The sequence below is a fragment of the Pseudomonas sp. URIL14HWK12:I6 genome, assembly GCF_000514195.1.
Lineage (GTDB): Bacteria > Pseudomonadota > Gammaproteobacteria > Pseudomonadales > Pseudomonadaceae > Aquipseudomonas > Aquipseudomonas putida_A.
The window spans coordinates 34,537-47,724 of sequence record NZ_AZVL01000003.1; the positions used below are offsets into that span (position 1 = coordinate 34,537).

A 13,188-nucleotide genomic window follows, 5' to 3' on the forward strand; every position below is an offset into this window, starting at 1 on the left:
TCATTGTTCAATTGTTAGCCAAGAGTGCCGAGCGTGGAATCAGAAGTCAGTCGAGTTCAACTCATTCATGATCCGCGCGCGATGCACGACGATCCGTTACTGGATGGCTTGCTCGCTCTATGCATGTTGCACCAGAAGCCGGCCAGTGCGGCGATGCTGACCACTGGCCTGCCGCTGCCCAAACAACGCCTGAGTGTCGAGTTGCTGCCCCGCGCAGCGGCTCGCGCCGGGCTGCAGGGTCGGGTGCTGCAACGCAAGCTGGAAGAGATTCCGGCGATTGCCATGCCGGCGCTGTTGCTACTCAAGGATGGCCGCAGCGCCGTCCTGCTCGGCTGGCAAGGTGACAACGAAGCCCGGGTGCTGCTCAGCGAAAGCGACGGCGGCGAATCGGTGGTCAGCCGCGAACTGCTGGCTGACGACTACACCGGCAAAGTGTTCTTCGCCCAGCCGCAGCACAAATTCGACGTCAACCACGGCACGCTGATCCCGCGTGCGCGCTCGTGGTTCCGCGACACCCTCAAGCGCTCGCGCTGGCTGTACGCCGATGCGATCGCCGCGAGTTTCCTGATCAACATCATCGCCATGGCCGCACCGCTGTTCGTGATGAACGTCTACGACCGCGTGGTGCCGAACCAGGCCGAAGCGACCCTGTGGGTGCTGGCGCTGGGCATCACCGGTGCCTACATTTTCGATCTGATTCTCAAGAGCCTGCGCAGCCTGTGCCTGGATCTGGCCGGCAAGAAAACCGACCTGATCATCTCCGCGACGCTGTTCGAGCGGATCGTCGGCATGGCCATGAAGTACCGCCCGGCGCGGGTCGGCAGCTTCGCGCAGAACATCCATGAGTTTCAGAGCCTGCGCGACTTCCTCGCCTCGCTGACCCTGACCAGCCTGATCGACCTGCCGTTCACCATCCTGATCTTCATCGTCATCGCGATTCTCGGCGGGCATCTGGTGTGGATTCCGGTGCTGGCGTTCCCGATTGCGCTGTTGATCGGCTATGCGTTGCAAAAGCCGCTGGTAGCGACCATGGAACGCACCATGGCGCTCGGCGCCGAGCGTCAGTCGAGCCTGATCGAAACCCTCGCCGGCCTCGATGCAGTCAAGGTCAACAACGCCGAAAGCGAACGCCAGTACCAGTGGGAACAGACCATCGGCACCCTCAGCCGCCTCGAACTGCGGGTGAAAATGCTCTCCGGTCTGGCGATGAATATCACCCTGCTGATCCAGCAACTGGCCGGGGTGATCATGATCGTCTTCGGCGTGTACCAGATCATCGCCGGCAACCTGAGCATGGGCGGTCTGATTGCCTGCTACATGCTCAGTGGCCGTGCGCTCAGCCCGCTGGCGTCGCTGTCCGGTCTGTTGACCCGCTACCAGCAGGCACGGGTAACCATGACTTCCGTCGACCAGATGATGGAGCTGCCGCAGGAGCGCAATTTCGAAGAACGTCCGCTGAGCCGCAAGGTGTTGCAGGGCGCGATCGAGTGCCGTCAGTTGAACTTCACCTACCCGGAGCAACAGAACCCGGCGCTGAAGAACATCAACCTGGTGATTCGTCCCGGCGAGAAGATCGGCATCATCGGTCGCAGCGGTTCGGGCAAAAGCTCACTGGCGAAACTGCTGGTGGGCCTGTATCAGCCGGACGACGGCGCATTGCTGGTGGACGGCGTGGACATCCGCCAGATCGACGTCAGCGAGCTGCGCTACAACATCGGCTACGTGCCGCAAGACATCCAGCTGCTGGCCGGCACCCTGCGTGACAACCTGGTCTCCGGCGCGCGCTATGTAGAAGACGAGCTGGTACTGCAAGCCGCCGAACTGGCCGGCGTGCACGAATTCGCCCGTCTGCACCCGCAGGGTTACGAGCTGCAAGTCGGCGAGCGCGGGCAGAACCTGTCCGGTGGCCAACGGCAGAACGTCGCACTGGCGCGGGCGCTGCTGCTCAACCCGCCGATCCTGCTGCTCGACGAACCGACCAGCGCCATGGACAACACCGGCGAAGAACGCCTCAAGCAGCGCTTGGCTGCCGTGGTTGAAAACAAGACCGTGGTGCTGGTGACGCACCGGGCCTCGCTGCTGTCGCTGGTCGACCGCCTGCTGGTGGTCGACCGTGGACAGATTCTCGCCGATGGCCCGAAAGCCGCCGTGATGGAAGCGTTGAAGAAGGGGCAGATCAGTGTTGCTTAAGTCGGGTGTCAAAGAGTCGATCCGTCGCTACTTCAAGGGTTCTGCCTCGCTGCAGGGCCAGCCGCTGCCGGAGGTCAACAAGGCGCTGATCGAGGACGCCCCGCGCGTCGTGCGCCTGACCATCTGGGCAATCATCGGCTTCTTCCTGTTCCTGCTGCTGTGGGCCAACTTCGCCGTGATCGACGAAGTGACCAAGGGCGACGGCAAGGCGATTCCGTCGTCGAAGATCCAGAAAATCCAGAACCTTGAGGGCGGGATTGTCTCGGAAATGTTCGTCAAGGAAGGTCAGATCGTCGAGGCCGGCGCACCGCTGATTCGTCTGGACGACACGCGATTTGCTTCCAACGTCGGCGAAACCGAGGCTGATCGGCTGTCGATGCTGCTGCGCGTCGAGCGTCTGAGCGCCGAGGTCGATGACCGTCCGCTGAATTTCCCTGAAGACGTGCTCAAAGCCGTGCCGGGCCAGGCGAAAAGCGAAGAATCGTTGTACATCAGTCGTCGTCAGCAACTGCACGACGAGATCGGCGGTTTGCAGGAGCAGTTGATCCAGCGTCAGCAAGAGCTGCGCGAGTTCAGCTCCAAGCAGGCGCAGTATCGCCAGCAACTGGGATTGCAGCGTCAGGAAATCAACATGTCCGAGCCGCTGGTGGCGCAGGGCGCGGTGTCGCCGGTGGAGGTGCTGCGACTCAAGCGTGCCGAAGTCGAAACCCGTGGTCAGCTCGACGCCACCACCCTGGCGATCCCGCGCGCCGAATCGGCCATCAAGGAAGTACAGCGCAAGATTGACGAGACTCGCGGCAAGTTCCGCAGCGAAGCGCTGACTCAGCTCAACGAAGCCCGCACCGACCTGAACAAGGCCCAGGCCACCGGCAAGGCGCTGGAAGACCGGGTCAGCCGGACGCTGGTCACCTCGCCGGTACGCGGCATCGTCAACAAGTTGTTGGTCAACACCATTGGCGGCGTGATCCAGCCCGGCAGCGACATGGTGGAAATCGTGCCGCTGGACGACACCTTGCTGGTCGAAGCCAAGATCCGTCCGCAGGACATTGCGTTCCTGCATCCGGGGCAGGAAGCGATCGTCAAATTCACCGCGTACGACTACACCATTTATGGCGGGCTGAAAGCCAAACTGGAGCAGATCGGTGCCGACACCATCACCGACGAAGACAAGAAAACCACCTACTACATCATCAAGGTGCGCACCGAGCGCAGCCACCTGGGCACTGATGAAAAGCCGCTGCTGATCATTCCGGGGATGGTGGCGTCGGTGGATATCATCACCGGCAAGAAATCGGTGTTGAGTTATCTGCTCAAACCGATCATCCGGGCGCGGGCCGAGGCACTGCACGAGCGTTAGATTTGCAGCGCGGCTGATGGCCTCTTCGCGAGCAGGCTCGCTCCCACATTGGATCTTTGTTAAGCACTCATTTTGTGTTCACCAACGAACCCCTGTGGGAGCGAGCCTGCTCGCGAAGGCGTCAGCGGGAATAACACACTCCTGTCAGTAAGTGACACAAACCGTCACTCACCATCCAGTCCATTCCTCACCATCTGCCATATCGTTATTCATTAACGGTATTTAATTTCCAGTTCTTATAGCTTTAAAGTCATCCACCTGCGTACCTGCCGACCAATCGGCGCGCCGCACGACCTGAACCAACACGCAATCCAGCGTGAGTGTCTGATCGACGTGCGCGCCTGTGAGCGCGCCGTGCGTGGGAGATTGAAAGATGTCCGCAGCTACTGCCACCCCAAGCGCCGCGACTGCCGCGCCGCAAACCTTTGAAATTCGTCCGTTCAGCGGTGCCGTCGGTGCCGAGATCATCGGCCTGGACCTGACCCGGCCGGTCAACGATCAGGACTTCGCGCGCATTCATCGTGCGCACCTGGATCACCACGTGGTGGTGTTCCGCGACCAGCGCATCACCCCGCAACAGCAGATCGATTTCAGCCGCCGCTTCGGCGTGTTGCAGATTCACGTACTCAAGCAGTTCCTGCTGGCCAATCACCCGGAAATCCTCATCGTTTCCAACATCGTCGAGAACGGCCAGAACATCGGCCTCGGCGATGCCGGCAAGTTCTGGCACTCCGACCTTTCCTATAAAGAACTGCCGAGTCTCGGCTCGATGCTGCACGCCCAGGAGTTGCCGTCCGAGGGCGGCGACACCCTGTTCGCCGACATGCACAAAGCCTGGGACAGCCTGCCCGACGCGCTGCGCAAAGCCGTGGAAGGGCGATCGGCCGCGCATTCCTACACCGCGCGTTACAGCGAAACCAAATTCGAAGGCAACTGGCGTCCGACCCTGACCCCGGAGCAACTGGCGCAGGTCGCCGAAGTGGTGCACCCGATCGTCCGTACCCACCCGGAAAACGGCCGCAAGGCGTTGTTCGTCAGCGAAGGCTTCACCACCCGCATCGTCGGTCTGCCGGAGGACGAGAGCAAACAACTGCTCGCCGAGCTCTACGCCCACAGCGTGCTGCCGCAAAACATTTACCGCCACCAGTGGCAGCCCCACGACATGGTGTTCTGGGACAACCGTTCGCTGATCCACCTCGCCGCCGGCTGCCCAGCGCACCTGCGCCGCAAGCTGTATCGCACGACCATTCAGGGCGACGCGCCTTTCTGATTTGCCGGAGATTCGATCATGTCCAAACGTCTTCCATTCGCACCGCTGGCGGCGGCCATCGGCCTGGGTTTCAGCCTGCTTGCCGGCAGCCTGGTGGCGCCGACCGTGGCCCACGCCGAAGGTGAAATCCGCATCGCCGAACAGTTCGGGATTGTCTATTTATTGCTCAATGTGGTGCGCGATCAGGGCCTGATCGAAAAGTACGGCAAGCAGCAAGGCCTCGACATCAAGGTCGACTGGACGCAGCTCTCGGGTGGCGCGGCGGTCAACGATGCGCTGTTGTCCGGTTCCATCGACATTGCCGGCGCCGGCGTCGGCCCGCTGTTGACCATCTGGGATCGCACCCACGGCAAGCAGAACGTCAAGGCAGTCGCCTCGCTCGGCAACTTCCCGTACTACCTGGTGAGCAACAATCCCAAGGTCAAAACCATTGCCGATTTCACCGAGAAGGACCGCATTGCGGTGCCGGCGGTGGGCGTGTCGGTGCAGTCGCGCTTCCTCCAATACGCGGCGGCCAAACAGTGGGGTGACAAGGAATTCAATCGCCTCGACAAGTACACCATCGCCGTGCCGCACCCGGATGCGACCGCTGCGCTGATTGCCGGCGGCACCGAGCTGACCGGGCATTTCTCCAACCCACCGTTCCAGGATCAGGCGCTGCAGAACCCGAACGTGCACGTGGTGCTCAACTCCTACGACATCCTCGGCCCGAACTCGCCGACGGTGCTGTTTGCCACCGAGAAATTCCGCAACGACAACCCGAAAACCTACAAAGCATTCGTCGAAGCGCTGACCGAAGCCGCGCAATTTGCGCAGAACGATAAGGGCGCGGCGGCGGACACTTACATCCGCGTGACCAAGGCCAGGATCGACCGCGCCGAGCTGCTGAAAATCATCGACAACCCGCAATTCGAATTCAGCGTCACGCCGAAAAATACCTATCCACTGGCCGAATTCCTCTACCGCGTCGGTGCGATCAAGAACAAACCGGAATCGTGGAAGGACTACTTCTTCCAGGACGCCAAACCGCTGCAGGGGAGCTGATCGAGATGAATGCCCCTTTGCAAGGCCACGCGGCCAGCAACCCGGTCGCCAGTACGCAAGCGCTGCTGGCGGTGGATAACGTCAGCCTCGAATACCGCACCCCGCAACGGGTGGTGCGAGCTACCCATCAGGTCAGTTTCGAAATTGATCCGGCAGACCGCTTCGTGCTGCTTGGCCCGTCCGGCTGCGGCAAGTCGACTTTGCTCAAGGCGGCCGCCGGTTTCATTGCGCCGAGCGAAGGCGAAATTCGCCTGCAAGGTCAGCGGGTCGATGGACCGGGTCCGGACCGGATCGTGGTGTTCCAGGAATTCGATCAACTGCCGCCGTGGAAAACCGTCAAACAGAACGTGATGTTTCCGCTGCTGGCCTCGCGAACCTTGAACAAAAAAGACGCCGAAGAACGTGCACTGCACTACCTGGAAAAAGTCGGTCTGGCAGCATTCGCCGACGCCTATCCCCACACTTTGTCCGGCGGCATGAAGGCGCGGGTGGCGATTGCCCGCGCGCTGGCGATGCAGCCGAAAATCCTTCTGATGGACGAGCCGTTCGCTGCGCTGGACGCGCTGACCCGGCGCAAGATGCAGGAAGAATTGCTGCTGCTCTGGGAGGAGGTGCGCTTCACCTTGCTGTTCGTTACGCACTCGATTGAAGAGGCGCTGGTGGTCGGCAATCGCATCCTGCTGCTGTCGCCACATCCGGGGCGGGTACGCGCTGAGGTGCACAGCCATCAATACGATCTGCAAAGCCTCGGCGGCGTAGCGTTTCAGGAATCGGCGCGGCGCATTCACCGTTTGCTGTTCGATGAAGGCCAGTCGCCGGAAACCGAGCGTGACCATGACTTCAACGACATTCGTATCGCTTATTGAGCGTTCTGGAGGATTGCCCGATGAGCCAACCATCGTCTGTACGACAAGAGTTTGAAACCGTCCTTGAACCATTGACCAGCGTGCCGCTTGAGCGCGAATTGCCGTTGGCGCAACGCCTGTGGCAACAGGGCTGGCTGCGCAAAAGCCTGATCCTGATTCTGCTGGCGATCCTTTGGGAGGTGATCGCCCGGGTGCAGAACAACGACCTGCTGCTGCCAGGTTTTCTGCAGACCAGTCATGCGCTGTACGACGGCCTGCTCAGTGGTGAGTTGCTGGGCAAGGTGTGGATATCGCTGGTGGTGCTGATCAAGGGTTACCTGATCGGCATCGTGCTGGCATTCGCCCTGACCACGCTGGCGGTGTCGACGCAGTTTGGTCGCGATCTGCTGAGTACCCTGACCTCGATGTTCAACCCGCTGCCAGCGATTGCCTTGCTGCCACTGGCGTTGCTCTGGTTCGGGCTGGGGCAGAACAGCCTGATTTTCGTGCTGGTGCATTCAGTGCTGTGGGCGCTGGCGTTGAACACCTACGCCGGTTTTCTCGGTGTCTCGGAAACCCTGCGCATGGCTGGGCGTAATTACGGGCTGAAGGGCATGCGTTTTGTGCTGTTCATCCTGATCCCGGCAGCGCTGCCGTCGATCCTCGCCGGGCTGAAAATTGGCTGGGCGTTTGCCTGGCGCACGCTGATCGCCGCCGAACTGGTGTTCGGTGCGACCAGTGGCAAGGGCGGGTTGGGCTGGTACATCTTCCAGAATCGCAACGAGCTGTACACCGACAAGGTGTTTGCCGGGTTGGCGGTGGTGATCCTGATCGGGTTGTTGGTGGAGAATCTGGTGTTCGATACGCTGGAGCGAGTGACGGTGAAGCGTTGGGGCATGCAGCGCTGAGATTTGTGTTGGCAGGACCGGCGCCTTCGCGAGCAAGCCCGCTCCCACATTTTGGAATGCGTTCCCCTGTGGGAGCGGGCTTGCTCGCGAAGGCGTCCTTTCAGCCGCCGCCAAATTTGAAGGATGTTTGCTAGCATTGCACCCAGATCAATCCAGATCAGCCACGAGTGCTCAGCATGCAACTCCCGGATATGAATCTTCTGGTCGCCCTCGACGCTCTGCTCGACGAGGGCAGTGTGGTCGGCGCCGCGCGGCGGATGAACCTCAGCCCCGCCGCCATGAGCCGCACTCTGACGCGGATCCGCGAGGCGATCGGCGATCCGATCCTGGTGCGCGCCGGTCGTGGCTTGGTACCCACCCCAAAAGCCCTCGAATTGCGCGAGCAGGTGCGCGATGTCGTCGAGCAGGCGGCGCTGCTGTTTCGCTCCGCCGACAGCGTGGATCTGGGCACCCTGCGCCGGCGCTTCAGCATCCGCGCCAACGACTTTTTCATTGGCGTATATGGCGGCAAGCTGTTCGATACCCTCGACCAGCAGGCGCCACACTGCGAGTTGCGCTTCGTCCCCGAGGGCGATGGCGACGACGAAGCGCTGCGCGAAGGTCGGATTGATCTGAGTGTCAGCAACACCCGTCCGGTAACCCCGGAAGTCAAAGTGCAGAACCTGTTTTCCACGCATTTCGTCGGCCTGGTGCGAGAGGATCATCCACTGCTCGACGGCGAAATCACTGCTGAGCGCTATGCCGGTTACTCGCATATCAGCATGTCGCGCCGTGGCATTGCTCGCGGCCCCATCGACACCGCGTTGAACGCCTTGGGTCTGGAGCGGCGGGTGGCGGTGATTGCGCCAAGCTTCCACGCGGCGATGTTTGCCTTGCCCGATTCCGACCTGATCTTGCCGGTGCCCAAGGAAGCGTTGCTCAGCGTGCGCCGACTGGGCCTGAAGCTACGTTCGTTCAATCTGCCGATTCCGTTGCCGACGCTGATGCTGACTCAGGCCTGGCACCCGCGCTTCGACAAGGACCCGGCGCACCGCTGGCTGCGCGAAACGCTCAAGGCGTGTTGTGACGAGACGTGGCTGGCCACGCAACCCTGATACAAGCAGAGTCCGTGTGGGAGGGGGCTTGCTCCCGAAGGCGTCGTGTCAGGCACCGCACAGGTTGAATGATCCACCGCTTTCGCGAGCAAGCCCGCTCCCACATTGGATATTCATTGCTGCACTGAGCGCACTTATAACCTGCCAATAAGTCAATTTTCGTCAGCAGTAAGCCTTACTAAAATGCTCCGGTATTTTTCCTTCCGGAGTGTGTATCCATGACATCCCTGTCGGTTCCGGCGCCCATTGCTGCGGCCAGTCCGGCGACGGCGGCTGCGCCACCGGTGTTCGGGGCGCGGATCATCACCGGCCTGGTTGGTGTGCTGCTGGCGGTGCTGGTCTCGGGCCTCAACGAAATGGTGACCAAAGTCGCACTGGCCGACATTCGGGGCGCGCTGAACATCGGTTATGACGAAGGCACCTGGCTGGTGTCCTGCTACGCCGCGACCTCGGTGGCGGCGATGGCGTTCGCGCCGTGGTGCTCGGTGACCTTTTCGCTGCGCCGTTTCACCCTCTGCGCGATCAGCCTGTTCACGCTGCTCGGCGTGCTGTGCCCGTTCGCCCCGAATTACGAAAGCCTGCTGCTGATGCGCACCCTGCAAGGGCTGGCCGGCGGCGCGTTGCCGCCGATGCTGATGACCGTTGCGCTGCGCTTTCTGCCGGCCAATTTCAAACTCTATGGTCTGGCCGGTTATGCGCTGACGGCGACGTTCGGCCCGGGTCTCGGCACGCCGCTGGCTGGCTTATGGAGTGAATACGTCGGCTGGCAATGGACGTTCTGGCAAATCATCGTGCCGTGCCTGATTGCCATGGCAATGGTCGCTTGGGGGATTCCGCAGGATCCGCTGCGCCTGGAGCGCCTCAAGACCTTCAACTGGAAGGGCCTGCTGCTGGGCTTTCCGGCGATCTGCATGCTGGTGATCGGCTTGCTCCAGGGCAATCGGCTGGACTGGTTCGAGTCGAGCCTGATCTGCGGTTTGCTCGGCGCCGGTTCGCTGTTGCTGGTGGCGTTTCTGATCAATGAATGGTCGCAGCCGATTCCGTTTTTCAAGTTGCAGATGCTCGGCATCCGCAACCTGTCGTTTGCACTGATGACTCTGGCCGGGGTGCTGGTGGTGTTGCAGGCGGTGGTGCTGATCCCGTCGAGCTATCTGGCGCAGGTCCAGGGTTATCGCCCGGTGCAGACCGCGCCGATCATGCTGATCGCCGCGTTGCCGCAACTGATCGCGCTGCCGCTGGTGGCGGCGCTGTGCAACTTGCGCTGGGTCGATTGCCGCTGGGTGCTCGGCATCGGTTTGAGCATGTTGACCCTGTCCTGCATGGGGGGCTCGCTGCTGACTTCGGAGTGGATCCGCGACAATTTCTACGTCCTGCAATGGCTGCAGATTTTCGGTCAGCCAATGTCGGTGCTGCCGCTGTTGATGCTCTCGACCGGCAGCATCCAGCCGCAGGACGGGCCGTTCGCCTCCGCGTGGTTCAACACGGTGAAAGGCCTGGCGGCGGTGATCGCCACCGGAGTCATTGAGGCGCTGACCACTGCGCGCCTGCATTTCCACTCGACCATGTTGATCGACAACCTCGGCAACTCACCGCTGGCCGATCGCAGCGACCCGGGGCTCGCCCATCGCCTGCATGAACAGGCCGTGGTGCTGACTTCCTCTGATCTCTATGTGTGCATGGCCGGCGTCGCGGTGGCGCTGATCCTGCTGATTTTCTGGCTGCCGACGCGGATCTTTCCGCCCCGTGCGCCGACCTGATTGCTTCACTGATACCGAAGGTTTTTATGACGACTCAAGCAAAGCAAAAACTCGCGGTGGCCGTGGCGGCCGCACTGGCGGTCGGCGTGTTGCTGTACCTGGCGGTGCCGGGACTGTTCGGCAAGCGCACCCAGCAAAACACCAACGATGCGTTTGTTTCCGCCGACTTCACCCTGGTGGTGCCGCGCGTGGCCGGATTCATCAAGGAAGTGCTGGTGGAAGACAACCAGCAGGTCAAGGCCGGGCAGTTGCTGGCGCTGATCGATGATCGCGATTTGCGCGCCGCCGCTGAAGCGGCCGATGCGCAAACCCTGGTCGCCCGCGCTCAGCTGCAAAACGCCAAGGCCACGCTGGAGCGGCAGACGTCGGTGATTGCTCAGGCGCAGGCCTCGGTGGTCTCGGCCAAGGCAGAAATGGCCTTCGCCCAGCAGGAACTCAATCGCTACAACCACCTCGCTGGCGTCGGCGCCGGCACGGTACAGAACGCGCAACAGGCCCGCACGCGCATCGATCAGGCGAGCGCTCGGCTCGATACCGCCAGCGCGAAACTGGCGGCCGAGCGTAAGCAGGTAGAGATTCTCACGGCGCAGCGCGATGCTGCCGAAGGCAATCTGAAGCACGCGCAGGCGGCGCTGGAAATCGCCAGTTTCGAGTTGTCCTACACCCGGATCACCGCGCCGCAGGACGGCATGATCGGCGAGCGTGCTGTGCGCGTCGGCGCTTATGTCACGCCGGGCAGCAAGCTGCTGGCGGTGGTGCCGTTGCAGCAGGCGTATGTGGTCGCCAATTTTCAAGAAACCCAACTGACGGACGTGCAGCCGGGCCAGCACGTGCAGATGCGCGTCGACAGCCTCGGCGGCGAGGCCTTGAGCGGTCGCGTCGAAAGCATTGCCCCGGCGACTGGCGTGACATTCGCCGCGGTGAAACCGGACAACGCCACGGGTAACTTCACCAAGGTCGTGCAGCGGATTCCGGTGAAGATCGTGCTTGAACCGGGTCAGCCGTTGGCCGAGCGTTTGCGTGTGGGCATGTCGGTGGAGGCGAGTATCGACACTCGCCGTTCGGCGCCGGCGGAGCGCGAGGTGACTCAGCGATGAACAGCGTTGATAGAACTGACGCCTTCGCGAGCAAGCCCGCTCCCACCGGGGGAACGCATTACCCAATGTGGGAGCGGGCTTGCTCGCGAAGAGGCCAGTGGCAGCAACTCGCACTCGGTGCCTTGCTCGCTCTTGGCCTCAGCGCCTGCACCGTCGGCCCCGACTTCCACAAGCCCGAAGCCACACAGATCGCCGACTGGGCCAAACCCGCCAAATCCGCCCCCAGCCAAGCCGTCAGCGAACCGTTGAACGAACGCTGGTGGGAGGTTTTTCACGACCCGCAACTCTCAGCCCTGACCCAGCGGGCGATGAACAGCAACCTCGATCTGCAACTGGCCAGCAGCCGCTTGCAACAAAGCCGTGCCGCGCGCCAGGTGATCACCGCGGATCGCTACCCGAACACCGCCGCTACCGGCAGCTACGCGCGTAAACGCAACAGTGGCGAAGGCCTGAATGACCCGTCCGGACACAACGGCGATTCCGCTTTCAACCTTTGGGATGCCGGTTTCTCCGCCTCTTGGGAACTGGATTTCTGGGGCCGTGTACGCCGCGAAACCGAAGCCGCCGATGCCAACCTCGAAGTCGCCGAAAACGACCGTCGCGGCGTGCTGCTCGCGGTCCTCGCCGACACCGCACAGAACTACATCCAGTTGCGCGGCGTGCAGAACACCCGCGCGGTCACCGAGCAGAACCTCGACGTCGCCCGGCACAGCCTCAAACTGTCGCAACTGCGCCTCAACGACGGTGTGGCGACCGATCTGGACGTCGCCGAAGCGGCCGCGCAGGTCGCGGCCATCGAATCGCGCCTGCCGGCCCTTGAGCAGCGTCAGTCGCAATTGATCAACGCGATCAGCCTGCTGATGGGCGAACCGCCGCAGGCCCTGGCCAAGGAGTTATCCACAGACGGCGCGGTGCCGCAGTCGCCGCTGCAAGTCGCCATCGGCCTCCCCTCGCAACTGGCCGAACGCCGGCCGGACATCCGGCAGGCCGAGGCGCGCCTGCATGCCGCCACCGCCAACATCGGCGTGGCCAAGGGCGATTTTTATCCGCGCATCACCCTGTCCGGCAACCTCGGATCGCAAGCGATGCAACTGAGCGATTTCGGTTCCTGGGGCTCGCGTGCGTTCGGTATCGGCCCGCAATTCAGCCTGCCGCTGTTCGACGGCGGACGCCTGCGCGGCGTGCTGCAACTACGTGAGGCGCAGCAACAGGAAGCGGCCATCGCCTATCAGCAAACCGTGCTACGCGCCTGGCATGAAATCGACGACCAGTTGACGGCCTACAACGCCAGCCAACGCCGCCGCGACAGCCTCGCCGAAGCCGTACGCCAGAACCAGATCGCCCTGCGCACCGCACAGCAGCAGTACGTCGAAGGCGTGGTCGATTTCGTCAACGTCCTCACCGTTCAAGGCGCGTTGCTGGCGACTCAAGAGCAGTGGGTGGAAAGCTCGACCGGCGTTTCGCTGGCGATGGTCGGGTTGTACCGGGCGTTGGGCGGGGGCTGGGAGTCGGTGTATCCGGCGGGGGAGGTGGCGCGGCGCTGATGGCCTGAACTGGAAATGCCGAGGGCTGTTTGGGATTGGCCGGGGTGCCGGATGTCGTGAAAGCGCACACCGCCATCGACGG

The 13,188-nt window shown here is 62.3% G+C and carries 10 protein-coding genes; all 10 read left to right on the forward strand.

Translation table 11 applies throughout. The features are described 5' to 3' along the window. Positions 1 to 33 precede the first annotated feature (33 nt). The 10 genes from H043_RS0106130 to H043_RS0106175 all read left to right on the forward strand — a co-directional run bounded on the left by H043_RS0106130 (position 34) and on the right by H043_RS0106175 (position 13,106). Positions 34 to 2,190 (forward strand): type I secretion system permease/ATPase, encoded by a 2,157-nt coding sequence (locus tag H043_RS0106130; RefSeq protein WP_027611114.1) that lies wholly within the window; start codon positions 34 to 36, stop codon positions 2,188 to 2,190. Continuing rightward, positions 2,180 to 3,547 carry an HlyD family type I secretion periplasmic adaptor subunit gene (locus tag H043_RS0106135; RefSeq protein ID WP_027611115.1) on the forward strand — a complete coding sequence of 456 codons (1,368 nt, stop codon included), beginning with the start codon at positions 2,180 to 2,182 and terminating at the stop codon, positions 3,545 to 3,547. The genes H043_RS0106130 and H043_RS0106135 overlap by 11 nt, the downstream gene beginning before the upstream one ends. A 373-nt stretch (positions 3,548 to 3,920) precedes the next feature. Next, complete coding sequence (locus H043_RS0106140; protein ID WP_027611116.1) at positions 3,921 to 4,817, forward strand: TauD/TfdA family dioxygenase; 897 nt, start codon at positions 3,921 to 3,923, stop codon at positions 4,815 to 4,817. An 18-nt stretch (positions 4,818 to 4,835) separates the two neighbouring features. Then, positions 4,836 to 5,861: an ABC transporter substrate-binding protein gene (locus H043_RS0106145; protein ID WP_027611117.1), complete on the forward strand. Its 1,026-nt coding sequence runs from the start codon at positions 4,836 to 4,838 to the stop codon at positions 5,859 to 5,861. A 5-nt stretch (positions 5,862 to 5,866) separates the two neighbouring features. Next, on the forward strand, positions 5,867 to 6,727 hold the full coding sequence (locus H043_RS0106150) for an ABC transporter ATP-binding protein (protein ID WP_027611118.1): 861 nt from the start codon (positions 5,867 to 5,869) through the stop codon (positions 6,725 to 6,727). Positions 6,728 to 6,747: 20 nt separating this feature from the next. Beyond that, positions 6,748 to 7,614 carry an ABC transporter permease gene (locus tag H043_RS0106155; RefSeq protein ID WP_027611119.1) on the forward strand — a complete coding sequence of 289 codons (867 nt, stop codon included), beginning with the start codon at positions 6,748 to 6,750 and terminating at the stop codon, positions 7,612 to 7,614. A 176-nt stretch (positions 7,615 to 7,790) separates the two neighbouring features. Further along, a complete protein-coding gene (locus tag H043_RS0106160; protein ID WP_027611120.1) occupies positions 7,791 to 8,708 on the forward strand; it encodes a LysR family transcriptional regulator in 918 nt (305 codons plus the stop codon). Positions 8,709 to 8,926: 218 nt separating this feature from the next. Further along, positions 8,927 to 10,465 carry an MFS transporter gene (locus tag H043_RS0106165; protein WP_027611121.1) on the forward strand — a complete coding sequence of 513 codons (1,539 nt, stop codon included), beginning with the start codon at positions 8,927 to 8,929 and terminating at the stop codon, positions 10,463 to 10,465. A gap of 26 nt (positions 10,466 to 10,491) precedes the next feature. After that, positions 10,492 to 11,562, forward strand: coding sequence for an HlyD family secretion protein (locus tag H043_RS0106170; RefSeq protein WP_027611122.1), 1,071 nt, complete (start codon positions 10,492 to 10,494; stop codon positions 11,560 to 11,562). Continuing rightward, positions 11,559 to 13,106, forward strand: coding sequence for an efflux transporter outer membrane subunit (locus H043_RS0106175; protein WP_027611123.1), 1,548 nt, complete (start codon positions 11,559 to 11,561; stop codon positions 13,104 to 13,106). The genes H043_RS0106170 and H043_RS0106175 overlap by 4 nt, the downstream gene beginning before the upstream one ends. The last annotated feature ends 82 nt before the right edge of the window (positions 13,107 to 13,188 follow it).

Bases quoted from the DNA above. Each gene is read 5' to 3' on its own strand.
- H043_RS0106165 (WP_027611121.1), top strand. From the start codon at position 8,927: ATGACATCCCTGTCGGTTCCGGCGCCCATTGCTGCGGCCAGTCCGGCG.
- H043_RS0106140 (WP_027611116.1), top strand. From the start codon at position 3,921: ATGTCCGCAGCTACTGCCACCCCAAGCGCCGCGACTGCCGCGCCGCAA.
- H043_RS0106155 (WP_027611119.1), top strand. From the start codon at position 6,748: ATGAGCCAACCATCGTCTGTACGACAAGAGTTTGAAACCGTCCTTGAA.
- H043_RS0106145 (WP_027611117.1), top strand. From the start codon at position 4,836: ATGTCCAAACGTCTTCCATTCGCACCGCTGGCGGCGGCCATCGGCCTG.
- H043_RS0106150 (WP_027611118.1), top strand. From the start codon at position 5,867: ATGAATGCCCCTTTGCAAGGCCACGCGGCCAGCAACCCGGTCGCCAGT.
- H043_RS0106160 (WP_027611120.1), top strand. From the start codon at position 7,791: ATGCAACTCCCGGATATGAATCTTCTGGTCGCCCTCGACGCTCTGCTC.
- H043_RS0106175 (WP_027611123.1), top strand. From the start codon at position 11,559: ATGAACAGCGTTGATAGAACTGACGCCTTCGCGAGCAAGCCCGCTCCC.
- H043_RS0106170 (WP_027611122.1), top strand. From the start codon at position 10,492: ATGACGACTCAAGCAAAGCAAAAACTCGCGGTGGCCGTGGCGGCCGCA.